Origin of the sequence: Vibrio sp. ED002 (assembly GCF_023277445.1) — a bacterium.
GTDB lineage: Bacteria > Pseudomonadota > Gammaproteobacteria > Enterobacterales > Vibrionaceae > Vibrio > Vibrio jasicida.
In genome coordinates this window covers 3,569,188-3,592,758 of record NZ_CP080238.1, presented here as the reverse complement: position 1 = coordinate 3,592,758, position 23,571 = coordinate 3,569,188, and the positions used below count along the sequence as shown (strand labels likewise).

The 23,571-nt window shown below is 44.8% G+C and carries 18 protein-coding genes; 6 read left to right on the top strand and 12 right to left on the bottom strand.

Going from position 1 to position 23,571, the window contains the following annotated elements:
- Nucleotides 1-211: 211 nt before the first annotated feature.
- The 8 genes from ITG12_RS16680 to cmk form a co-directional block, all read right to left on the bottom strand.
- Nucleotides 212-1,225 carry an IS110 family transposase gene (locus ITG12_RS16680; protein WP_102778931.1) on the bottom strand — a complete coding sequence of 338 codons (1,014 nt, stop codon included), beginning with the start codon at nucleotides 1,223-1,225 and terminating at the stop codon, nucleotides 212-214.
- 119 nt (nucleotides 1,226-1,344) lie between these two features.
- Entirely contained in the window at nucleotides 1,345-3,192 is a 1,848-nt protein-coding gene (locus tag ITG12_RS16675; protein ID WP_038881646.1) for an extracellular solute-binding protein, read from the bottom strand.
- Nucleotides 3,193-3,621: 429 nt separating this feature from the next.
- A complete protein-coding gene (pyrF, locus tag ITG12_RS16670; RefSeq protein WP_248873263.1) occupies nucleotides 3,622-4,323 on the bottom strand; it encodes an orotidine-5'-phosphate decarboxylase in 702 nt (233 codons plus the stop codon).
- Between the two features lie 83 nt (nucleotides 4,324-4,406).
- A complete protein-coding gene (lapB, locus tag ITG12_RS16665) occupies nucleotides 4,407-5,582 on the bottom strand; it encodes a lipopolysaccharide assembly protein LapB (protein WP_005431114.1) in 1,176 nt (391 codons plus the stop codon).
- 18 nt (nucleotides 5,583-5,600) lie between these two features.
- Nucleotides 5,601-5,894, bottom strand: a complete 294-nt coding sequence (locus ITG12_RS16660; RefSeq protein ID WP_038869494.1) for a lipopolysaccharide assembly protein LapA domain-containing protein — start codon at nucleotides 5,892-5,894, stop codon at nucleotides 5,601-5,603.
- A gap of 140 nt (nucleotides 5,895-6,034) precedes the next feature.
- Nucleotides 6,035-6,319, bottom strand: a complete 285-nt coding sequence (gene ihfB / locus ITG12_RS16655; RefSeq protein WP_038869491.1) for an integration host factor subunit beta — start codon at nucleotides 6,317-6,319, stop codon at nucleotides 6,035-6,037.
- A 213-nt stretch (nucleotides 6,320-6,532) separates the two neighbouring features.
- A complete protein-coding gene (gene rpsA / locus ITG12_RS16650; protein WP_005533588.1) occupies nucleotides 6,533-8,203 on the bottom strand; it encodes a 30S ribosomal protein S1 in 1,671 nt (556 codons plus the stop codon).
- A gap of 110 nt (nucleotides 8,204-8,313) precedes the next feature.
- Nucleotides 8,314-8,994, bottom strand: a complete 681-nt coding sequence (gene cmk, locus ITG12_RS16645) for a (d)CMP kinase (RefSeq protein ID WP_038881643.1) — start codon at nucleotides 8,992-8,994, stop codon at nucleotides 8,314-8,316.
- A 293-nt stretch (nucleotides 8,995-9,287) separates the two neighbouring features.
- On the opposite strand from cmk, the gene ITG12_RS16640 reads away from it, so the two are divergent.
- Nucleotides 9,288-10,331, top strand: a complete 1,044-nt coding sequence (locus ITG12_RS16640) for a polysaccharide lyase family 7 protein (RefSeq protein WP_039977034.1) — start codon at nucleotides 9,288-9,290, stop codon at nucleotides 10,329-10,331.
- Nucleotides 10,332-10,411: 80 nt separating this feature from the next.
- On the opposite strand, the gene sohB is transcribed toward ITG12_RS16640, so the two are convergent.
- Entirely contained in the window at nucleotides 10,412-11,473 is a 1,062-nt protein-coding gene (gene sohB, locus ITG12_RS16635) for a protease SohB (RefSeq protein ID WP_248873262.1), read from the bottom strand.
- Between the two features lie 274 nt (nucleotides 11,474-11,747).
- Between sohB and ITG12_RS16630 the strand changes: the two genes are divergently transcribed.
- The 4 genes from ITG12_RS16630 (at nucleotide 11,748) to ITG12_RS16615 (ending at nucleotide 17,827) form a co-directional block, all read left to right on the top strand.
- The gene (locus tag ITG12_RS16630) at nucleotides 11,748-12,494 is read left to right on the top strand and encodes a YciK family oxidoreductase (RefSeq protein WP_248873261.1); all 747 of its coding nucleotides are present in this window, start codon (nucleotides 11,748-11,750) and stop codon (nucleotides 12,492-12,494) included.
- Between the two features lie 130 nt (nucleotides 12,495-12,624).
- Complete coding sequence (gene imuA / locus ITG12_RS16625; RefSeq protein ID WP_248873260.1) at nucleotides 12,625-13,317, top strand: translesion DNA synthesis-associated protein ImuA; 693 nt, start codon at nucleotides 12,625-12,627, stop codon at nucleotides 13,315-13,317.
- A 4-nt stretch (nucleotides 13,318-13,321) separates the two neighbouring features.
- Nucleotides 13,322-14,725: a DNA polymerase Y family protein gene (locus ITG12_RS16620; protein ID WP_248873259.1), complete on the top strand. Its 1,404-nt coding sequence runs from the start codon at nucleotides 13,322-13,324 to the stop codon at nucleotides 14,723-14,725.
- Between the two features lie 27 nt (nucleotides 14,726-14,752).
- Nucleotides 14,753-17,827 carry an error-prone DNA polymerase gene (locus ITG12_RS16615; protein WP_248873258.1) on the top strand — a complete coding sequence of 1,025 codons (3,075 nt, stop codon included), beginning with the start codon at nucleotides 14,753-14,755 and terminating at the stop codon, nucleotides 17,825-17,827.
- A gap of 355 nt (nucleotides 17,828-18,182) precedes the next feature.
- On the opposite strand, the gene ITG12_RS16610 is transcribed toward ITG12_RS16615, so the two are convergent.
- Nucleotides 18,183-19,124 carry a chemotaxis protein CheV gene (locus tag ITG12_RS16610; RefSeq protein ID WP_038869478.1) on the bottom strand — a complete coding sequence of 314 codons (942 nt, stop codon included), beginning with the start codon at nucleotides 19,122-19,124 and terminating at the stop codon, nucleotides 18,183-18,185.
- A gap of 232 nt (nucleotides 19,125-19,356) precedes the next feature.
- Complete coding sequence (locus ITG12_RS16605; protein ID WP_038869476.1) at nucleotides 19,357-20,574, bottom strand: ROK family protein; 1,218 nt, start codon at nucleotides 20,572-20,574, stop codon at nucleotides 19,357-19,359.
- A 319-nt stretch (nucleotides 20,575-20,893) separates the two neighbouring features.
- On the opposite strand from ITG12_RS16605, the gene pyk reads away from it, so the two are divergent.
- Nucleotides 20,894-22,336: a pyruvate kinase gene (gene pyk / locus ITG12_RS16600; protein WP_038881636.1), complete on the top strand. Its 1,443-nt coding sequence runs from the start codon at nucleotides 20,894-20,896 to the stop codon at nucleotides 22,334-22,336.
- 69 nt (nucleotides 22,337-22,405) lie between these two features.
- On the opposite strand, the gene ITG12_RS16595 is transcribed toward pyk, so the two are convergent.
- Nucleotides 22,406-23,551, bottom strand: coding sequence for a patatin-like phospholipase family protein (locus tag ITG12_RS16595; protein ID WP_038869472.1), 1,146 nt, complete (start codon nucleotides 23,549-23,551; stop codon nucleotides 22,406-22,408).
- Nucleotides 23,552-23,571 lie beyond the last annotated feature (20 nt).

The window sequence follows — 23,571 nt, the reverse complement described above, 5'->3', positions numbered from 1 at the left end:
CTACAATTAAGTAATAACGGAGTTGGTTTGCGCTAATGTATTCGGAGTCCTTGTTGGGAACACTAGCTTCCCAGCTCCACGATGATATCCGCGCCAGATTATCCTTAAAAGCCCCAAAGCAACTAGGTGCTATTTTTTGTATCAGGTTACTAATCTGGCCGTTCGACCGTTTTTGTCATCACGTTCATTGGCGTTGCAAACTTGGTTATGGCTATACAGCCTTAAAAGCTTGGCGGTGGTACAACACCGCCCAAGCTATTCTTGCTAGCTTATTGGCAAGTGCGACTACCACTACATTAAACGGCTTTGTTGCTCGTAAATTGACTAACCAATCTCCAAACACTTTTCCTGTTGTTTCTATCCTAGATAGCACGGACCTCGCTCCATGTATAAATAGAGCGCGAAGGTGTTTGTTCCCTCGTTTACTCATGCCTAATAGCTTTGATTTGCCACCCGTTGAATACTGCCTTGGAACGAGTCCTAGCCATGCAGCCATCTCGCGACCTCCACCAAAGTTTGAAGGAGAACTGATATTGGCCACACACAACGTTGCTGTTAAATCACCAATACCAGGAATACTCTTCAAAAGTTCAGCATTTTCATTATTTTCAGTAATCGCTTTCAGTTTTCTATCTTGAGTAGATACTTGCTCATTTAGGTATTTATAGTGCTCATGAATCGAGAGCAACTCAGCGACCAGGCTCGGTGGTAACTTTATATCTTGCTCGGCCAACCACTGAAATAGCGCTTTCATCTTGGCATGGCCTTTAGGAAAACTCAGCCCAAACTCAAGTAGTATTGCTCCAATTCGGCTCATACAAGCCGTTCGTTCTTTGATATAGCCATCCCTCACTCGGTGGATAGCTGCGATTACCTGAGCTTCCTCTGACTTGGCAGAGACAAATCTCATGCTTGGTCGACTCGCTGCTTCTGCTATCGCAGCCGCATCAATAAAGTCGTTCTTATTACCTTTGACGTAAGGTTTTACATATTGAGGCGGGATAAGTCGAACTCGATGCCCATAGGCTTCACACTTTCTCGCAAGCCAGTGAGCACCACCACAGGCTTCAAAAGCGATGATGGTAGGTTCAAGTACAGATAAGAAACGGAGTAGTTGGCTTCGACTAAACTTACGGCGAATAACGTCTTTGCCAGTGTGATTGTTGCCAACCGCATGAAAGCAGTGCTTGCCTAAATCGATACCTAAGATGTGAATGGTAGACATATGGTTCACCTCGTTCTGAGAGCCTACTCTAAGCGTAGGGCTTGAGAGTGAGGCGGACCATATAATTAGCCCCGACTCAATCGAGTTTCGGGGCTTTTTACTGTCTACTTACTAAATAACTAATTTGCTGAAAGCTTATAACGATCGTCGATAACCGTCACTTCAGGGAACGATTTGCCCGCCTTCATCGCTTTCTCTGTTTCTTTCTTCACAGACTTATCAATCCAGAAGTTTGAAATATCCATTGGGTGCAAAATCCATTCGGTATTTTTTGTCATCCCATTCTTAGGAATCTTAACCCAACGCCAATGGGCATCACGTGTGTAAGGGACCATGTAACCAGGAACAATGACGTTTGCATCACCGATGTATTTTTGGATCTGACGAGACAAGTCGTAGCGTTTTTGTTGTTCAAACTCATTATCATACGCTTCAATTAGCTTATCTAGCTCTGGGCTGCTGTAGTTTGTATGTGCATTAGTTTGAGGCTTATTCGCATTATCTGAGTGGAAGTATTCCCAGTACGCAGGGATCTCACCAGAGCCCATATTCAAAAATGCTAGTTGGTGCTTCTTCTCCAGAATGTATTTAAACGCCGAAGAACCATCAACAAGGTTTAAGGTAAACTCCAAACCTGCCAACTTCGCTTGCTCTTTTAAGTACGCAATACGTGGAGTGTGTGAGTTGTAACCGTAGGTAATCGCAAAACTCAAACGCTCACCTTTATCATTGACGCGGATACCATCCGAACCAATTTTACCAAAGCCGGCTTTCTCGAAATGTTTTACTGCCTCTGCAGCATCAAACTTCGGTGGTGTGTTGCTTGGATCATCATACTCACCGTGGCCAAAACCAAGACCATGTGGCTTACGAGAGTAGTCACCACGCATTATGTTTGCGATCATACCGTCGTAGTCTGTTGCTGCCATCACACCTTTACGCACTTCTAAGTTGTCTAGCATCGGCATTGCCGTGTTCATCCACAGACCACCCGCCCCCTGAGGCGACTGGTTGAAGCCCCAGTATTTTTGTACATAGCCTTTCTTGTACACTTCACTGTCTGTTTTATCATGCCAGAAGTTAGGTAACACCATCTCGAAGTAGTCTAAATTGCCCTTCTCGAAGTGCTTCATTGCGATGTCTTCATCACGAATCACGGTAATACGAACCTTGTCTACATTGTAACGATTTTTGTAGTAACGGTTGTTATAACCCCACCAATCTTCACCAACGTGTTTAAACGTCACGCTCTTACCTTTCTTTACTTTATCAATGTAATAAGGTGCCGCGGTAGGCTCTGATTTGAAGTTGAACTTACGAACAAAGTTGTCCGGCATACCATCTTTGTTTTCATCTTTTTCCCCTTCAAAAAAGTGCTCTGGGCGAGGCTGAAAACCATTACTTGGCATGTTGATCAGAACCATCAAAGCATCTTGGCTCTGTTCCACAGCAAGGTTTACTTGGATTGTGTAGTCATCGATTTTCTCTACGCTTACAATGCTTGTTTTAAAGAAATCGTTGTACCACGGATCAATGATGTCTTCTGACGTGTAGTACTTCATCATAAACACGTAATCATCGGCGGTTATCTTCTCACCATCGGACCATCTTGCCGTCTCATCTAACTTGAAATAAACGCTTTTGTTGTCATCGCCAAATGCCCATTCCTTAGCAAGTTGGGGAATCCATTTACCCGTATCAGGATGGCGCTGAGCGAGTTTAGGAGTGCCATCCATTAAGTATTGGCGAAGACCAGAGTTCGCATCAGGACCGACACTGCGTAACGTTTGAGGGAAGCTTCGAATAAAAGTACGGTATGTTCCACCTCGTACCGCTTCTTCTGAAGCAAACAGAGGCTCATTATTGTTTGAAATCCATTCTACCTCTGCTGGTAGCTCAGCTGCGCTAACTTGAAAGCTGGTTGCCATCAAGGTTGCCAGTGCTGCAAATGGCAGGGTTTTTATCATTGTATTCTTCCTTGTTGTGTTTACGCGGTAAGACTGATGGAGCGACAACAAGTGAATCTCGGAGAGGCTATGCCAAGGCACAGTAAAGGAAATAATAAGCGCTAATACCAAGTGAATTCCTGTCCACTTTACGTATTAATATCAGAGAGTTTCACGAGGTCATCCTAGACCTTACAACGCAGTGAATGCATCAACCTCATAGTATTCGTTACACATTTGTAACGCAACCCATCCATAACACATGCTTGCAATTTCACATCATCACAGCGAGTTATGTTACCAAAGTGTGATCGTAGCAGTCCTATCGCCTAATCTAACACTATCCGGCGATATTCAATTCAAGCTTACACCTCAGATTTTCCGTGTTAAAAAAAACAAAAAAGGTGAAGCACTTTCACTTCACCTTTCCATCTTCCATTTCAACAATGTTTACATATTCGCCAAACTTTCGTTGATGGATTTAAGCACTGCTGCTGGGTCGGTAGCTTGTGTAATAGGACGACCAATCACTAGGTAGTCTGAGCCTGCTTGAATCGCATCGACTGGTGTCATAATACGACGTTGGTCGCCTTGTTCAGAACCTGCTGGGCGAATCCCAGGAGTAATGAGCTTAAACTCTTTACCAAGCTCACTCTTAAGCATTGAAGACTCTTGAGCTGAACAGACTACGCCGTCTAGGCCAGAGTTTTTAGTCAGCGTAGCTAGACGAATCACTTGCTCTTGAGGCGCAACGTCCAAGCCAATACCAGCAAGGTCGCTTTGCTCCATACTGGTCAATACCGTCACACCAATCAGCAACGGACGGTCTTTACCGTAAGGCTCAAGAATTTCACGTGATGCCGCCATCATGCGTTCACCACCACTCGCGTGCACGTTCACCATCCATACACCCAGTTCAGCCGCAGCGCGAACTGCTTTTGAACACGTATTCGGGATATCGTGAAACTTCAGGTCTAGAAATACAGAGAAACCACGTTGATGAAGCTCACGTACGAAATCAGGACCAAATAGCGTAAACATTTCCTTGCCTACTTTTAGGCGACATGACGCAGGATCAATTCTATCCACAAACGCAAGCGCATCTGCTTGGTTATCATAATCCAGTGCGACAATAACTTTTTGGTCGATCATTTCATCTCCTAACTGTTTTTGGTTCTTATTAAATAAAGGTCAAAAAAATGCAGCGGACAGAAACTCTGCCAGCTGCATTAAAACTATTCACCGTCCAATCCTCGGATTGGCTTGATCGTCCCCCATCCTTTACATGATGGACAATGCCAGTAAAGAGAATGGGTGGAGAAACCACATTTCCTGCATCGGTAATGCGGTTTAACTTTTAACTGTTCACCAACCATCGCTTGTAGCGTCGATAAGCTGTCTTTCGCACGGCCATCTTCTGCTTCAGCAATATGGTAGTCGATAAGGCGGTAGAAGCCTTTCATCGTTGGGTTTTTCAGTAGTTGTTTCGTCAACAGCTCTTGCGCGGCACCAACGCTCTCATGATGCGCGACAAGTTGCGCCAACATTAATTCGGACGATACACCCGCCTTTTTATCGATACAGGCACGTAAGAATTCTACGAGTTCATCTTCCTGACCTAAATGGTGATAACACTCAGCAATCGTTGGTAGGACATCACTAATAAAGTCTTTATCTTGCTCAAGCACGCCTGTCAGGTACTTGATGGTGTGTTTGTAATCTTCTGACTCTAAATACACCCGGCCAAGGGCAATACTCGCACGAACACATTTAGGGTCTTCTGACAGTGCTTTCTTGAAATGTTGAATCGCTTTACTGGTGTTACCATCAGCTTGGTCAAGCATGGCTAACTCGCACCAGAAATGTGCAATGTTGGCACGAATACGAGTGCGCTTCTTACCCATCTTCGCCAACTGGTTTGCGTAATGAATGGCTTTTTCCCACTCACGCGTTTGTTGGTAGATGGTGACAAGTTGCTGAAGTGCACTTTCACGATGGTCTGGCTCCTCAACTAACTGTTCAAAGATTTTTTCTGCACGGTCTAAGAAACCAGAGGCCATGTAATCTTTTGCGAGCTGCTGAAGTGCGAGGTTCTTCTGATCTAGCGTGAGGCCAGAACGAGAAATGAGATTTTGGTGGATTCGAATTGCTCGGTCGACTTCACCACGAGAACGGAAAAGATTACCCAACGCTAGGTGAGTATCTATCGTTTCGTTATCAACTTGGAGCAATTCAATGAAGTGGTCAACCGCCTTATCTGATTGATCAGATAGGAGCAGGTTAAGACCCGTCACATACTGACGGGATATCTGATGAGATTGCTTCTGCTTGTCTTGCTGAGCGCTACGGTGGCCCATGTACCAACCATAGGCGGCGGCTATTGGCAATAACAAGAAGAGTAGTTCAAGCATTAAAGTTAAGCCTTATCCTTATGCCTGTTTTTCTACTGCTGGTTTTGCAGGTTGTTCTGCTTCAGCGGGCTCATACTTTTTAAGTTTCTTTTTCAGACGACGCACTTGCAGTTGAGTTTTGAACTGAATGCTAGCAAAGATAACCCATGCTATGCCAAAACCAACGACAAACACTACACCCAGCAAGGTTGATAAGTGGAACTCACCTTTCGCCAGAAGATAATTAAAGGTTACGATCTCTTGGTTTTGAGAACCTAAAGCCAGTGCAATTAAAAAGAGAGCTAAAACAGCAATGATTTTTATAATTTTCATGTTACATCACCCTTCGAGGAGTAAGTAGGTAAGATTATGCAGTAAAATGTTTCTTCAGACCATGTATATTACCAATAATCTAGTTATAAAAAAGCGGCATACACGAGAGTATGCCGCTTTTTCAAACTAATAAGAGAGCCTTAGCTATCCATATTTACGCGTTCACGAAGCTCTTTGCCTGGTTTGAAGTGAGGAACGTATTTACCCTCTAACTCCACCTTGTCGCCCGTTTTAGGGTTGCGACCTACGCGAGGCTCGCGGTAATGAAGAGAAAAACTACCAAAGCCACGGATCTCAATACGGTCACCGGTCTCTAGTGTAGAGGCCATGTGCTCTAAAATATCTTTTACAGCATCTTCTACCTCTTTCGCTGATAAATGTGTTTGCTCAGCGCAGAGTCTTTCAATCAGTTCAGACTTAGTCATAGTTGCCCTCTTTGAGTATCTTTATCACTCATTATAGTAAGTAATACTAATTCCAACAAACACTTGCTATCAATTCTAGACAATTTTTACACAAAATGTGCAATCAAAAAATGTCTTTTTTTAGCATAGTTTATCAACATTAGTATTACTACTTAGTTTATAGCAAGCATAAAAAAGGAGCCTTGCGGCCCCTTTTTAGCTTAAGCGAGTAAATTATTCGCCTTTAGCAGCTTTGAAAGCGTCAGCCATTGCATTACCAAAAGCAGCTTCGTCTTGCTTGTTGATAGATGCCATTGCTTCTTGCTCATCAGCTTCATCTTTAGCTTTGATAGATAGGTTGATTACGCGGTTCTTACGGTCTACACCTGTGAACTTCGCTTCAACAACATCACCAGCACTTAGGATTAGAGAAGCATCTTCTACGCGATCGCGTGATACTTCAGAAGCACGGATGTAACCTTCAACGCCTTCTGCGATTTCAACTGTAGCGCCTTTAGCGTCAACAGCAGTTACAGTAGCGTTAACTAGAACACCTTTCTTGTTGTCAGCAACGTAAGCATTGAATGGGTCGTTTTCCATTTGCTTAACGCCTAGAGAAATGCGCTCACGCTCAGCGTCTACTGCTAGAACAACTGCAGAGATCTCGTCGCCTTTCTTGTACTCACGTACAGCTTCTTCGCCAGCAACATTCCAAGAAATGTCAGATAGGTGAACTAGACCGTCGATGCCGCCTTCTAGACCGATGAAGATACCGAAGTCAGTGATAGACTTGATCTTACCAGTAACTTTGTCGCCTTTAGCTTGTGCTTCAGCGAATGACTGCCATGGGTTAGCTTTACACTGTTTCAGACCTAGAGAAATACGACGACGTTCTTCGTCGATCTCAAGAACCATAACCTCAACTTCGTCGCCAACATTAACAACTTTAGATGGGTGGATGTTCTTGTTAGTCCAATCCATTTCTGAAACGTGTACTAGACCTTCAACGCCTTCTTCGATTTCAACGAAGCAGCCGTAGTCAGTTAGGTTAGTTACGCGACCAGTTAGTTTGTGACCTTCTGGGTAACGCTTAGCGATTGCTACCCATGGATCTTCGCCTAGTTGCTTAAGACCTAGTGATACGCGAGTACGCTCACGGTCGAACTTAAGAACTTTAACTTGGATCTCGTCACCAACGTTAACGATTTCAGATGGGTGCTTAACGCGCTTCCAAGCCATATCTGTGATATGTAGAAGACCGTCAACGCCACCTAGGTCAACGAACGCACCGTAGTCAGTAAGGTTCTTAACGATACCTTTAACTTCAGAACCTTCTTGTAGAGTTTCTAGAAGCTCGTCACGCTCAACGCTGTTCTCAGATTCGATAACTGCACGACGTGAAACAACTACGTTGTTACGTTTTTGGTCAAGTTTGATAACTTTGAACTCTAGCTCTTTGTTTTCTAGGTGAGCAGTGTCGCGGATTGGACGTACGTCTACTAGAGAGCCAGGAAGGAAAGCACGGATACCGTTTAGTTCAACAGTGAAACCGCCTTTAACTTTACCGTTGATGATACCAACAACAGTTTCAGCTTCTTCGTAAGCTTTCTCAAGAACGATCCAAGCTTCGTGACGCTTAGCTTTCTCACGAGAAAGTTGAGTTTCACCGAAACCATCTTCAACAGCGTCTAGAGCTACGTCTACTTCAGCACCAACTTCAACTTCAAGTTCGCCAGCAGCGTTCTTGAACTGTTCAGCAGGGATAGCAGATTCAGACTTAAGACCAGCGTCAACAAGAACGAAACCGTTCTCGATAGCTACTACAGTACCTTTAACGATGCTGCCTTGTTGGAATTCTGTTTCGTTTAGAAACTCTTCAAAGAGTTGAGCAAAAGATTCAGTCATTTATTTAATCTTCAATAAATTAAACGTCCACGGGTATCCTACCGCATGGGGTTATTAAATTCGCCAGTCATCATCCTTGCGACCAACGCTCTTAGTCTAGCCGAGTGTTATTACTCAGCTAGCTTCGATTCGATATATTGTAGTGCCTTTTCTACTACTTCGTCGATACTCATCGACGTAGAATCTAGCACAAGCGCATCCTCTGCAGGGCGTAGTGGTGCCACTGGGCGGTTACGATCGCGATCGTCACGCTCTTGGATCTCGCTCAAAAGGTCAGCAAATCTAACATCTAACCCTTTCTCTTGCAACTGTTTAAGGCGTCGATTTGCACGCTCTTCTGCGCTCGCATCAAGGAAAATTTTCGCTTGTGCATTCGTGAATACGACCGTACCCATATCACGGCCATCAGCAACCAGACCCGGAGCAGTCTCAAATGCACGCTGACGGCGCAATAATGCTTCACGAACGCGTGGCAGAGCTGCTACTTTAGACGCCGCCATCCCCGTTTCTTCTTTACGAAGCTCACCAGAGACGTCTTCGCCTTCTAGAATCACTTTTACTAGGTCACCTTCAGCAACAAACTGAACGTCTAGATGAGTAGCAAGTGGAACAAGCGCATCTTCTGACTCAGTGTCTACGCCGTGGTGAATCGCTGCGAGTGCAAGGACACGATAAATTGCGCCAGAATCAAGAAGATGAAAGCCCAACTTCTTCGCCAGCAACATACATAAAGTGCCTTTACCTGCACCACTAGGTCCATCTACGGTAACAACCGGAGTTTGAGAGGACATGTTTTTCTCCACGTTGATGTGCGAATTTCGGTGCTTCCACCCAAATTCATTTCATTCTTAATTTTACGGTGCGGGAGTATATACCTAATAGCCTCAGGATACCATTTCTTTGCCCTCTCCCCGGTTCAGAATTTGCCGTTTTCTCTCTTCTGATTTTTTCTCTTTAAAACGCAATACCAAATGGCGGATTTTCTCTAAGTTTCATTTTTCCGACCCGATCACATATTAGTAATACAATATTATTGTATATTAAATCATCTTATCGACGACCCTATAAAAATTGAGAACACAATATGAAGAAATTAGCGCTTACTTTTCTTGCTGCCAGCATTGCCTCTGCGTCTGCTATGGCTGCAACTTCGTCTAATGAATTAGCGAACAAATATGAGCTAGATCCGACAAAGGCTCCAGCTCAAAACTTTGATATGACGAATTGGAAAATTACCTTGCCTGAACTAACTAAAGAAGGTGAACGCAAAGGTAAAGCATTAGAAATAGCCAAAGATGAGCTGGGCAATACAGAAAACCCTTATGTTCACCCTGAGTGGTTCTATACCAACAAAGAAACAGGCGCCGTGGTTTTTGTTGCACCAAATGAAGCACCGACCACTCCTAATAGTAAGAACACCCGTAGTGAACTTCGTGCCATGCTTGCTACGCACTACGGTGAGCCAAAAAACAACTTTGTCGTCGCTTCTCACCCAAATGCTGCTGAGTATGGTGCGATTGGTGGCGAGCTAAACGCGACCCTATCTGTTGACCAAGTAAGTACAAGTGGCAACTACAAAAAGAATGGCGCATTCGCTGTCGTGATTGGCCAAATTCATGGCTCTGACAATGAGCCTTTAAAGATTTCTTACCGAAAACTGCCTGAGCATGAATACGGCTCTCTTTCGTGGAACTACGAGTTAAACCCAACCAAAGAACTTCAAGACGCGAAAGATGAAAATGGTAAGAAACTTCGCCAAGACATCCGCCACAACGTGTTCGGACAATACAACTTACGTAAAGGCGACGCAGACCCACAAGACGGCATCAAACTGGGTGAAATCTTCTCATACAGCGTGAATGTGGAAGGTGAGATCATGCACCTGACTTTCACTAAGAACCCTGGTGAGAAAAATGAAGTCACTAAGACATTTGATGTGAATCTAGCAGAAGGCAAATACCAAGGTCATGAAGTAGACCAAGGCTATGGTAACGATTGGATGTATTACAAAGCCGGTGCTTACAACCAATGTAACACGAAGAAGAGTAGTTCAGACTGTGAATGGCGCGGCATGGAAGCGGGTGATTATGCTCAAGCAAGCTTCTATCAGTTAGAACTGAACCAATAACGGTTAGAGCTGAACTAACAACCCTCAGCGGAAACAAAAAACCAACTAAACAGTTGGTTTTTTTTGTTATTTCTTAAGCATTACACAATTGGCTTTTGACCGCGTTCTGCAAGTTTAAGTACGACACTATCAGCCACTTTACTTGCAACACCGGCAAGCTTGTCTGCCAGTTTTTTCTTCTGTACGTAATGCACTGCTAGTACGGTTTTCTCTTTGCATGCCGCAACAACCAGATCGTCAGAAGTGCTGATTTCATCCACCAGCCCTAGCTCTTTCGCTTGCGTACCAAACCAGTGCTCACCGGTTGCGACTTTTTCAAGTTCTAGCGCTGGGCGACGTTCACTGATGAAGTCTTTGAACAGTACGTGTGTTTCTTCAAGTTCTTGTTTGAACTTATCACGCGCTTTGTCGGTGTTCTCACCAAACATCGTTAGTGTACGCTTGTACTCACCAGCTGTTAGCTGCTCATATTCGATATCGTGTTTTTTCAACAGTTTGTTGAAGTTAGGGATCTGCGCGATAACGCCGATAGAACCTACAATCGCAAACGGCGCAGACACAATCTTGTCTGCCACACATGCCATCATGTAGCCACCACTTGCTGCCACTTTGTCGACAGAAATCGTCAGAGGCAGACCTGCAGCTTTGATTCGATCAAGTTGAGAAGCTGCTAAGCCATAGCCATGGACCATACCACCACCAGACTCTAGACGAAGCAGCACTTCATCGCCTTCACGAGCTACTGCTAATACTGCAGTGATCTCTTCACGTAGAGAGCCCACTTCTTTTGCATCAATACTTCCGTTGAAGTCCAACACGAACAGATGCGGTTCGCGCTTGCTATCAAGAGAACCTTCTTTGCTCGCTTGTTTGATTTCTTTCTCACGAGATTTGTTCTTTTCTTTCTCTTCCTTCTTAGCCGCTTTATCACGAGCTTTGATGAAAGCGTCATCGTGCAGGTGATGTTCTAACTGTTCGATTGCATCTTTATGACGCTCAGAAAGATTGGTGACTTCCAATTCGCCTTTCGCAGCACCCGATTTACCACCCGCCGATTTTGCAATAATCAGCAGCACAACCACGGCCGCAACAACGGTGATAATCTTGGCTAAAAACAGACCATAATCTAATAAAAATTCCAATGAGAGTTCCTCTATCTCATACCAGTAATAGTCATCAATATGTTACGTAGAAAAATCAGAGAGAAGGCAAGAAAATCAGTAACCTCTTGTTCTGATTGATGGTGTTCAAATAACATACCGGACAACCGTTCTGGAATTGGTATAACACATGAATTGGTGTATTGTAACCAACTTGTCACGATTACCAAGATTTTCCATTGAGAAACAGGCGCATTTCTACACCAAGATGACGTCTGTTCGTCGGAATTAGATACAATAATAAGGATTAACTACCGTGAACTACTCCGTTTCAGCAGATGCCCTAAAAGGTAAAGTCATTCTTGTCACTGGTGCAGGCAATGGTATTGGTCGCCAAGCGGCACTTTCTTACGCTCAGCACGGTGCGACTGTGATTCTACTTGGTCGAAACGTTCAAAACCTTGAATCCATCTACGATGAAATCGAATCTGCAGGTTACCCTCAACCCGCGATCATTCCACTTGATCTAAAAGGCGCAACTAAGCAGCACTACATCGATATGGCAGAAACCATCGAAGGTCAATTTGGTCGTTTGGATGGCCTGCTGCACAACGCCGGTGTTTTAAGCACGCTGTGCCCGTTTGAGCAAATCAATGAAGAAGACTTTGACGACATCATGCAGATTAACGTGAAAGCAGAAGTCCTAATGACTCAGGCACTGCTGCCTATTATGCGTAATTCAGATGCAGGTCGTATTATCTTTACGTCTTCAACAGTGGGCCATTCTGGCCGTGCTTTCTGGGGTTCGTACGCCATCTCCAAATTTGCCGTAGAAGGTATGATGCAGGTTCTCGCCGACGAACTGAGTGACACACCAATGCGAGTTAATGCCATTAACCCCGGTGCAACTCGTACTCGTATGCGTGAAAAAGCCTACCCTGGTGAAGATTCAAATACATTAAAAACACCTTTAGATATTATGCCGTTGTACCTGCATTTAATGGATCCAGCCGTCACTGATATCAACGGTCAGTGTATTGACGCACAACCAAAGCGTAAGTGATAAATTCTCACGACCTCGCATAATCGATTGAAAAGGCAGCAAACGCTGCCTTTTTTCGTATTTCTGCCCATAAAAATCTTGCGACTTTCCATTACAGAAATATACTGTACATATATACAGGTATTTTATTATGCAAGACATTATCCAGAATTTAAAAAGCCAACATCTTGTTTGGCAAGCAAATTTAACCAAAGCTGATACACACCAGACTCTCCATAGCTCAGGTTTTCCTGAGTTAGATACCTTGCTTGGGGGCGGTTTTCCTCCCCATGGTGTCGTGGAAATGGAGTCCGTTGGCAGTATTGGTGAATTGCGTCTTTTAGCGCCTTATTTAAAAGCATCTCTGGCAAGAGGAGTAACGGCATTCATTCAGCCTCCCGCATTGATGAACTCATTGTTCCTACACAGCATTGGGGTGGACATCAACCAAGTATGGGTTGTCACACCGGAACATCAACGCGATGCCTTATGGGCAGCAGAGCAATGCCTCAAAAGCGGCGTATGTACTAACGTTTTGCTATGGCAAGATGAACTAGAGATCCACCAAGTAAAACGTCTGCAAGTGGCAAGTGAGCAAGGCGCTTGCCCTCTGTTTATGCTCAAACCTAACATGACAAATCGCTTGTCTTTGCCTGTGTCACTCAGCTTAAAACTTCACGGTCACGAGCAAGGTGTGAGTGTAGAAGTGCTCAAAAGAAAAGGCGGTTGGAGCAAAGGCAGCGTCGATATCAACTTCCAGCACCACTACCCGCAACTGGTGATGCCAAGCACAACTCGTATTCCATCCACGGTGGTCAATTTCCCATTGGCGAATCAAGGTTAGTGATATGACTTTGTGGATATACTTGCACTTCCCTCGCCTACAGTTAGATGCACTCTTTGGTGATAACCAAGAGCAGCCCGTGGTGATTGTAGAAAGCCAACGTTGTCGGATCATTCAATACAACAAGATTGCCGAGCAACAAGGCATTAAGCCAAATATGGGCTTGGGTAGCGCGGCTTCTTTGTGCCGGGATTTGCAAGTGCATCCTTATCATCCGCAAACCGAATTGAGCAAGTTACAAGAAATTGCTCAATGGCTGTATTTGATTACGTCTGATGTCGTATTGATGCCAAGCCAAGGGGTTCTACTACGCGCAACCCCGATGCTTAACTTATATGAAGGGCTGCAAAATTACTGGCAAAAAGTCACGACTCACCTAGCAACGCTCAAGCTGAGCTTTCAGTTCGGCTGCGGCTTTTCACCCTTTTCAGCCAAATTGATGGCCTTATCTGGCAGTAATTGTTTGAGTGAAGATAAAGCCTTCATGCTACAAGCGTTACAACCTTTGCCACTGACATTGACCGATTTGTCGACCTCCACTGTCGATAAGCTACAGCGCGTTGGAGTTACAACCCTCGAAGGTTTGCTTGAGTTGCCGTTACAAGATATTGCACGCCGATTTGATATCGATTTAGTCAACTACGTTGGGCGGTTAACAGGCCAGTTCAAACATCCTGTTGATTTTTATCATCCAACGGAATCATTCCAAGTCTATCTAGAATTGCTGTTTGAAATTGAAAACGTGCAATGGGTGGAAAGACCGTTAGCCAAGCTCCTTCAGCAGCTCGAAACCTTCCTCAAGCTGCGCGATAAAGTCGCGTTTGAGCTGTGCTTGACGCTCCACCAGCGAGATAAGCAAGAACAACATCTTCAATTGACTTCAGCGCAGGGCGATTACTTATATCAGCGTTGGCAACAACTGGCCAGTTTGAATCTAGAATCACTGACCTTAAACGGCCCAGTGATGGGCTTAACGTTAAAAATCGTCCGTCAAGGAGAGCCTTTAAGCGCAACTCGTGATCTCTTTGCCGGGCAAAAGGGCCAAATGAATGCATTAGAGTTGCTCTCTCTACTGCAAGCTAAATTGGGTAAAAGCGCAGTACTCAAACCGAATATCGCCTGCGACCCAAGACCAGAGAAAGCCAGTCAGTATCGCCCAGCCGATGAGCCGGATGTGTCGATTAACACCATCCCTGCGTTGTTACGCCCAGCGATGCAATTACCCGAACCTATCGCGCTACAAGAGCAAGTATCTCTCATTCATGGACCGGAGCGAATTGTCTCTGGATGGTGGGATGGCGATGAAATCATGCGTGATTACTACGTAGCACATACCAAGCAAGGGCGCTGGTTATGGGTCTTTCGCGATCAACACAAGCATTGGTTTCTTCATGGCTATTTTTGTTAAATCGGCAGTTATTTTTGTTAGGTTGTTATGAGTTACGCAGAACTATTTTGTCAGTCCAATTTTTCCTTTCTCACTGGGGCTTCTCATGCGGAAGAGTTAGTACTGCAAGCCGCTTTTTATCGTTATCAAGCTATTGCGATTACTGATGAATGCTCTGTTGCCGGTGTCGTCAAAGCGTACGCGACTATTAAACAGCACAAGCTCGATATTAAACAAATCGTCGGCAGCATGTTTTGGTTGAACGAGGAATGCCAAGTCGTGCTGCTTTGCCCTTGTCGAAAAGCCTACGCTGAGCTGTGCCGTATCATCACCAATTCAAGAAGACGCAGCGAGAAAGGCAGCTACCAACTTTCCGAATGGGATTTAATGTCGATTCGTCACTGTTTCGTGCTGTGGTTACCTGCACATCAGGAAAGTGATCACTACTGGGGACGTTGGCTTAATCAACACCATTCCGAACGATTATGGGTCGCGATTCAACGTCACCTCAGTGGAAGTGATGAAGCATACACAACTCATTGTGAGTTATTGGCTAATGAATTTCAGCTTCCTATTACCGCTTGTGGTGGTGTTTTGATGCATGCTGTCGAACGCCTACCTCTACAGCACGTACTCACTGCCGTTAAGCATGGATGCAATGTCGATAAACTTGGTTTTGATCGCCTATCCAATGCAGAAAGAGCGTTGCGCCCAATGAATAAGCTACTCCGCATCTATAAACCAGAGTGGCTTGCAGAAAGCAAAACCATCGCAGATTTGTGCGAATTCGAGCTGTCTGACCTGAAATACGAATACCCAGCCGAACTCATTCCAGATGGTTACACACCAGACTCTTACTTACGTTTTTTAGTTGATCGAGGTAAGCAACGACGCTTTCCCGAAGGGGTTCCAACAGACATCAATCAAACGATTGAGCGTGAACTCACACTCATTAAAGAGCTAGAGTACCATTATTATTTTCTAACCATTCACGACATTGTGATGTTCGCTAAGCAGCAAGGCATCCTCTATCAAGGACGTGGATCCGCGGCTAACTCCGTGGTGTGCTACTGCTTAGAAATCACAGCGGTTGACCCGAGGCAAATCTCTGTCTTATTCGAGCGTTTTATTAGTAAAGAGCGAGACGAGCCGCCAGATATCGATGTGGATTTCGAGCACGAGCGTCGTGAAGAAGTGATTCAATACATCTACAAAAAGTACGGGCGCGAACGTGCTGCTTTGGCAGCCACCGTGATCAGTTATCGCTTTAAAAGTGCAGTGCGTGAAGTAGGAAAAGCGTTGGGGATTGAAGAAACTCAACTCGACTTTTTCATTAAAAACGTCAATCGCCGTGATCGTAACCAAGGTTGGCAAGCGCAAATCATCGAATTGGGGTTACAACCAGAGTCATTAAAAGGCCAGCAGTTTATCCAGTTGGTGAATGAGATCATCGGATTCCCGCGCCATTTATCTCAGCATGTCGGCGGCTTTGTGATTTCATCTGGCCCTTTATATGAACTGGTGCCTGTCGAGAATGCTTCGATGGAAGATCGCACGATTATTCAATGGGATAAAGATGATTTAGAAAGCTTAAAGCTATTGAAAGTCGATGTACTTGCACTTGGCATGTTGAACGCGATCCGTAAATGCTTTCAATTAGTCGAGAAGCACCACCAGCGATCCCTGTCGATTGCCGAGATCACACGCCTGCAAGACGATCCGCACGTATACCGCATGATCCAAAAAGCCGATACTGTTGGCGTATTCCAGATTGAATCTCGCGCGCAGATGAGCATGCTGCCACGCTTAAAACCTGCACGTTACTACGACTTAGTCGTGCAGATTGCCATTGTTCGTCCGGGCCCAATCCAAGGAGATATGGTGCACCCGTTTTTAAAAAGACGAAATGGTGAAGAACCGATCAGCTACCCATCGGAAGAAGTGAAAAACGTACTAGAGCGCACCATGGGCGTACCGATTTTCCAAGAACAAGTGATCAAGTTGGCAATGGTCGCGGCTGGTTTTAGCGGCGGTGAAGCGGATCAATTGCGTAGAGCAATGGCAGCATGGAAGAAGAACGGCGATCTCGCTAAATTCAAACCAAAGCTTATCGATGGGATGCTTGAACGCGGCTACGATCTTGAGTTTGCCGAACGTATCTTTGATCAGATTTGTGGCTTTGGTGAGTATGGTTTTCCTGAGAGCCATTCCGCCTCTTTCGCGGTACTGGCTTATTGCTCTGCATGGCTAAAGTTCTACTATCCCGCTGAGTTTTATACTTCGCTACTGAATAGCCAACCCATGGGCTTTTATAGCCCTTCACAGCTGGTTCAGGATGCACGTCGACACGGAGTGGAAGTACTGCCTACTTGCGTGAACCACTCACACTACCAGCATCACTTGGTAAAACGCCCCAATGGACGCCTTGGTATCCAACTAGGCTTGCGGTTAGTCAAAAGCCTTAATGAAGAAAACGCTATCCGCTTGGTTGAACACCGCCCAACTCATGGTTATCGTTCTATCCAAGAGGTAAAACAAATTCTGAGAAGTCGTCGTGATATTGAGTTATTAGCTTCTGCGAATGCTTTTCAAATACTCTCAGGTAACCGATATAACGCACGCTGGTCAGCTATGGATTCGTTATCAGACTTGCCCTTATTTAATCAAATTGAAGAGCCTGAGGTGAGCTATCAACCTCAGCCTTCTGAGTACGAAAATCTCATTGAAGATTATGCCAGTACAGGGTTATCACTTAGCCGTCACCCAATTACCCTACTGGAGGAAGCTGGCAAACTACCACGCTTTACTCGTATGAAGCAGCTAGTAGAAAAAGAGCACAAGTCCTTGGTGACGGTTGTCGGTGTCGTCACAGGCAGGCAATCCCCTGGCACTGCAGCTGGCGTCACCTTTTTCACGTTAGAAGACGACACTGGTAACATTAATGTGGTTGTGTGGCGAGCAACAGCGCGCGCGCAGAAACAAGCTTATCTCACCTCAAAGGTGTTAATGGTAAAAGGAATTTTAGAAAGAGAGGGAGAAGTCACGCACATCATTGCAGGTAGGCTCATTGATTGCACTCAACACCTTGCGGGACTGCAAAATAAATCGCGGGATTTTCATTAAAGAAATGAGAATAGAGACAGATTGACACAGGGTAAACTGAATAAAATAAAGGGAGGTCGACCCTCCCTTTCAATTCCGCTGAAATTAGTCATCAGCTTCCGCTTCCGTACGTTTTTTCTTGTATTCCCTATACAGTAACAAGGATAAAGTCATAATAACTTTAGATGTTAGCCATATCATTAAAAGGAAGTACCCTATACTGATGAGTCGAGTTGACTCGTAGGTGAAAAGTAACGTGATATACCTGACATATTTCACTGTAAAAAATATGTAAGTAAAGTATAGCAACTCATGAAGCAGACATCATAAAAACTTATGAATGAGTTTGTAACAAGATAATTATACCTTGGATAACCTAAACCACCTGACGCAAACGTTCTTGTGCGACTTCAACAAGAAGATCTGGTTGGAACTTAGATATAAAGCGGTCACAGCCCACCTTTTGCACCATGGCTTCATTAAAACTCCCACTTAAAGAAGTATTTAGCGTGATGAACAGTTTGGACATTCTCGGATCACTACGGACTTCATGCGTCAGTCGATAGCCATCCATTTCTGGCATTTCAGCATCAGTAATCATCATCAGTAACTCGTTCGCGACATCTTTACCTTCGTCACACCAACGTTTTAATACCGTCAATGCTTCAAGGCCATCTCGGCACTCAATAATATTCAAACCTAATTGAGACAAGGTATCACGTACTTGGTTACGAGCTGTTGAGGAGTCATCCACAATCAGCACATTACGACCAATCATAGCTTGAGCAAGTTCGTGGTCTAACACGCCTTCAGAAATCGTGACATCGTAATGGATGATTTCCGCTAACACCTTTTCTACATCGATGATTTCGACGATTTGAGAGCTATCCCCTTCTTTCACTTGGGTAATTGCCGTGAGGTAGTTAGAGCGACCAGATGTGGAAGGTGGAGGCTGAATTTCGGTCCAAGCTGTATTGATGATGTTTCGTACAGGCCCAACAAGGAAGCCTTGAACTGAGCGGTTATATTCCGTGATGATCAGGTTTTCTTCTTCCGCTTCACCACGCAAAGGGGGAAAGCCAATTGAACCACGCAAATCAATCACAGGTACTGCTTCACCACGGAGAGAAGCGACACCACGAATATTGTAGTGCGAACCAGGTAGCTTGGTCAGTGGCGGCAGTTTGATCACCTCTTTCACTTTGAAAACGTTGATCGCAAATAACTGGCGACTATTTAATGTGAACAGCAAAAGCTCCAGTCGGTTCTCACCCACTAGATTCGTACGCTGATCCACTGTATTTAACACTCCGGACATACCACTACCTAACTCTGAATAACTATCCTTCACTCTTTAAAGAAAACCGTGCTGAAACAACAAAGTAAAACTTTTGTATGAGTGTTTTACATTACTTAGGGAAATTACATTAATGCTATTGATATAGCAATGAAGCAAAGCTCAGATTGGCGCTTTGCATCAAATTGGCGATCAAAAAAGGGTGAACTCTTAAAGCTCACCCTTTGAAACTACGCCACAACAATACGGGAAATTAGCCTTCAATTACCTTCATCAGTAACTGACCATCATACAAAGCTTGTTTGATAAGCGCGGCACCCGGCATGGTCGCTTGTTTGTAGAAACGAGATTCCACCAGCTCAAGATCTTGGTGGTAGACCGGTAAACTCTGCTCTTCAATGCAGCGGCGAACGGCAGGATAAAGCACCTCTTTCGCTTGGTTGATTACCCCACCAATCAAAATCTTCTCTGGGTTAAACAAGTTGATCACAATAGCAATTGCAGATCCCAAGTAACGACCAAGCTTCTCGATAACATCGACAGCCAAAGGATCGCCATTTGCCGCCGCCTCACAAATACTTTCGATGCTCATTTCTTCCTGATCAGCAAGAATTGAGGGTTCGCCATCAGCAATACGAGTCACCACTTCTTCACGAATAGCTTGTGAACTCGCAACGGTCTCTAAGCAGCCAATGTTACCACAGTGACAACGTTTACCATTCGGGTCAATTTGAATATGGCCAAGTTCACCAATGTTACCATGACGGCCTTGTAGGACACGCCCATCTAAGATGATACCGGCCCCCAAGCCGTGGTGAATCGAAATCAGAACCGAGTTATCGTTCTCTTGTGAGTGACCAAACAGCTTCTCAGCCAATGCCCACGCACGTGTATCGTTGGCAATAAACACTGGTAAACCTGTTGCTTTGTAGATCTCAGGCCCTAGAGCAAGGTTCTCAACATTGTAATGCGGCATTTGCAGCACAATACCCTGCTCTGAGTTCACCAGACCAGGCAACGTGATAGCAATACTAGTCACACGATCAAGTTGATCGGCGTAGGTTTGAAAGAATTCATCAATTTCGTAGAGTAAGCGTTCCAAAACATCATCTTGATCGCGCTCGTGGATATCGATTTTGGTATCGATAAGCACGTCCCCACCAAGTTCATGCAAAGCAATGGTCAAATACCCTCGCCCTAAACGCATCGATAAGAATTGCCAGCCTTCATTATTGACTTGCAAACCTACCGCTGGACGGCCACGACTGGTCGCCTCTTGCACGGTAGTTTCATGAATCAGATGTGCTTCAATCAACTCTCGAGTGATCTTAGTGATACTCGCAGGTGCAAGCTCACTTTTCTTGGATAAATCGATTCGAGAAATTGGACCCTTCAGGTCAATTAGTTTGTATACACGACCAGCATTGACCTGTTTGATATGATCAATATGGCCCGGTTGAGCCATGTACATCTTGCACTCCGAAATTCTATAACGGGATAATTTTTTTACTTTGCGAAGTAATTGTGAAGTGAATTGATAAATCCCCGTGACAAGCATCACGTATAAACATGTTTGTTTGTGTATTCAATCAAATAACGAGAAATCTACTCCTGTTAAATTGTTTGAAAATTGACTTATTTTATTCATCAAATTAGGAAGCAAAGCCTGAGACTCAGCGTTTTTTCAGCACTTTGACCTAAATACGAACAATATGTACATAGTGTGCATATACTTAGCGAGAATAGAATTCCAGTTATCTCGTCCTACACCTGCATTCTTCGGAGAATCTATGACTTCTATATTGAGAAGAACAAAAATCGTCACAACGCTAGGCCCTTCAACCGACAAAGACAATGTCCTTGAAGAAATCATCAAAGCGGGCGCAAACGTCGTACGTATGAACTTTTCCCACGGTACGAGCGAAGACCATATTCAACGAGCCAATAAAGTCCGTGCGATTGCGGCTAAACTGGGTCGACAAGTTGCTATTCTCGGCGATTTACAAGGTCCTAAAATACGAGTCTCAACTTTCCAAGATGGTAAAATCATCCTCAGTGTCGGAGACAAGTTCACTTTAGATAGTGACTTACCTAAAGGCGAAGGCAACCAAGAATCGGTTGGCTTAGATTACAAAGAACTTCCACAGGACGTCTCAACTAACGATATACTGTTACTTGATGATGGCCGAGTACAGCTCCAAGTTACCAGCGTTGAAGGAAATAAAGTTCACACCCGAGTCACTGTTGGTGGTCCATTGTCCAACAACAAAGGCATCAACAAAAAAGGTGGCGGTCTTTCTGCGGATGCTCTAACAGAAAAAGATAAGGCAGACATCCTAACCGCAGCAGAAATCAAAGTGGATTACTTAGCCATCTCATTCCCTCGCAACGGGGAAGACATGAACTACGCACGTCGTTTAGCGCGTGACGCTGGCTTAGAAGCGAAGCTTGTCGCTAAAGTCGAGCGAGCAGAGACGGTAGCGAACAATGAATCAATTGATGACATCATCCTCGCTTCCGATGTGGTGATGGTGGCTCGTGGTGACTTAGGGGTAGAAATTGGCGATCCAGAGCTTATCGGCGTACAGAAAAAGCTGATCCGCCGTGCGCGTAGCTTAAACCGCATTGTTATCACTGCAACCCAAATGATGGAATCTATGATGGCCGCACCGATGCCAACTCGTGCAGAAGTAATGGACGTTGCCAACGCCGTGCTTGATGGTACAGACGCCGTTATGCTTTCAGGTGAAACAGCTGCGGGTTTATACCCAGTAGAAACCGTTAAATCCATGGCAGAAGTCTGTATGGGTGCAGAAAAAATGTCAGAAGCAAGCCTCTCGACTTACCGATTGGATCGCACGTTTGCGACCGCAGAAGAGACCATTGCAATGTCGACTATGTATGCTGCCAATCATATGGAAGGCGTAAAAGCGATGATTTCATTAACAGAATCAGGCCGCACAGCATTGATGATGTCACGTTTGAGTTCTGGTCTACCGATTTTCGCACTCTCTCGTAACGAGTCCACATTGAACCGTGCAGCACTATACCGTGGTGTAACACCAGTGTTCTTTGATTCTAAGGGGGGCGCTGGATTGACGACCGCTCACGCGGCAATTGTAACGCTTAAAGAACAAGGATTGCTCGATGAAGGGGATCTCGTGATCTTCACTCAAGGTGATGTCATGGATGTGGTTGGTTCAACGAACTGTATGCGAATCCTATCTGCGTAGCATTTGACTCGAATACATGACAAAGGCTCCAACTGGAGCCTTTTCTTTTATCGAATTACGGATTCAAACCTAAGCGGTCTCTCGGCCATCTACGTTTAACTTATCATAGAGCTGAATTAGGTTAAAACCCGCTTGTAGTCCGAGTTGGTAGTCATGCTCTAGCGCTTCTGGGTCACTAAGTAGAGAAGAGGACTGGAGTTCTTCTTTAGGAGCCAACTGGAGGATAAAGGTATCATCCGGCGGCGCAGACAAGAAAGCTTGTGTCAGTTCGAACGTTTGGTAGTGAATCATCAACATATCTGCCAGCCCGGAGTCGAAGTTCTCTCCGATCAAATGACTCAAACGATACAAATTGTCCGCCCCAAACAACCAACGTCCGCCATTCAGCAGTTTGTGGCCAGTTAACTTAGAGTCATGAGCGGCATTGATTTTTTGTTGAAGGAAGTCACTCCAATCATCTTTCCATTGAGTAACTTTTTGTTGCCAAGATTCTTGTACTGAATTGATAGATTCTCGATACCACTCAACGCCACCATCACCAATCTCACTTTGCGCTTTAGCTTCTGATTCAGAAAAAGGCTCGGTACGAATCACAATAATATTACGTGCATTTTGTCGCCATGCTTCTTGCACTGGGATAGACGCAGATACACCTCCATCCACAAACTGCTGACCATTAATACTCACGGGGCTTTGGTACAATTTTGGTATGGCGCACGTCGCTACCATGGTATTAACCCAATTTTGGCTCAAAATCGGCAGGTATTGATCTGAGAGAGTGTCGGCGTTAGTAACCGCTGCGAAGGCGCTACGGGCTCCTAACACACTTTTACCCATATCTAAGTCAAGTTTGTAAGGGTAATCCTGAATCCGCTCTAAGGCCCATTCTAGCCCCAAATACTGCTTTTTACGGATGTAGCGGAAGAGATTGAAGAATTCGTCAGATGTCGTGAGGTCAGTAATGAAAGCTTTCCCCATTCCGTGTTGTCGGCAGAGATAAGCACAGAGGTTAAGCGCGCCGGCTGAAGTTCCATAGAACTCATCAAACGGGTCGAAATTGGAAAGAAGAAATGCATCCAATACACCAGCGGTAAAAATCCCTCTCTGCCCTCCACCTTGTGCGACAAGGGCAGTTTTGCCATTTCTAAAGCGCTCGTAAACATCTACATCAAGCTCTGCATGGCTGTCGGTGATTATACCGCTGTTACGTATCATAGGCGTGATGCCAGTATGTT

Bases quoted from the DNA above. Each gene is read 5' to 3' on its own strand.
- ITG12_RS16660 (WP_038869494.1), bottom strand. From the start codon at position 5,894: ATGAAAATTATAAAAATCATTGCTGTTTTAGCTCTCTTTTTAATTGCA.
- pyk (WP_038881636.1), top strand. From the start codon at position 20,894: ATGACTTCTATATTGAGAAGAACAAAAATCGTCACAACGCTAGGCCCT.
- ITG12_RS16595 (WP_038869472.1), bottom strand. From the start codon at position 23,551: ATGATACGTAACAGCGGTATAATCACCGACAGCCATGCAGAGCTTGAT.
- ITG12_RS16680 (WP_102778931.1), bottom strand. From the start codon at position 1,225: ATGTCTACCATTCACATCTTAGGTATCGATTTAGGCAAGCACTGCTTT.
- imuA (WP_248873260.1), top strand. From the start codon at position 12,625: ATGCAAGACATTATCCAGAATTTAAAAAGCCAACATCTTGTTTGGCAA.
- ITG12_RS16615 (WP_248873258.1), top strand. From the start codon at position 14,753: ATGAGTTACGCAGAACTATTTTGTCAGTCCAATTTTTCCTTTCTCACT.
- pyrF (WP_248873263.1), bottom strand. From the start codon at position 4,323: ATGATCGACCAAAAAGTTATTGTCGCACTGGATTATGATAACCAAGCA.
- rpsA (WP_005533588.1), bottom strand. From the start codon at position 8,203: ATGACTGAATCTTTTGCTCAACTCTTTGAAGAGTTTCTAAACGAAACA.
- ITG12_RS16610 (WP_038869478.1), bottom strand. From the start codon at position 19,124: ATGTCCGGAGTGTTAAATACAGTGGATCAGCGTACGAATCTAGTGGGT.
- ihfB (WP_038869491.1), bottom strand. From the start codon at position 6,319: ATGACTAAGTCTGAACTGATTGAAAGACTCTGCGCTGAGCAAACACAT.
- cmk (WP_038881643.1), bottom strand. From the start codon at position 8,994: ATGTCCTCTCAAACTCCGGTTGTTACCGTAGATGGACCTAGTGGTGCA.
- ITG12_RS16675 (WP_038881646.1), bottom strand. From the start codon at position 3,192: ATGATAAAAACCCTGCCATTTGCAGCACTGGCAACCTTGATGGCAACC.
- lapB (WP_005431114.1), bottom strand. From the start codon at position 5,582: ATGCTTGAACTACTCTTCTTGTTATTGCCAATAGCCGCCGCCTATGGT.
- ITG12_RS16605 (WP_038869476.1), bottom strand. From the start codon at position 20,574: ATGTACATGGCTCAACCGGGCCATATTGATCATATCAAACAGGTCAAT.
- ITG12_RS16620 (WP_248873259.1), top strand. From the start codon at position 13,322: ATGACTTTGTGGATATACTTGCACTTCCCTCGCCTACAGTTAGATGCA.
- ITG12_RS16640 (WP_039977034.1), top strand. From the start codon at position 9,288: ATGAAGAAATTAGCGCTTACTTTTCTTGCTGCCAGCATTGCCTCTGCG.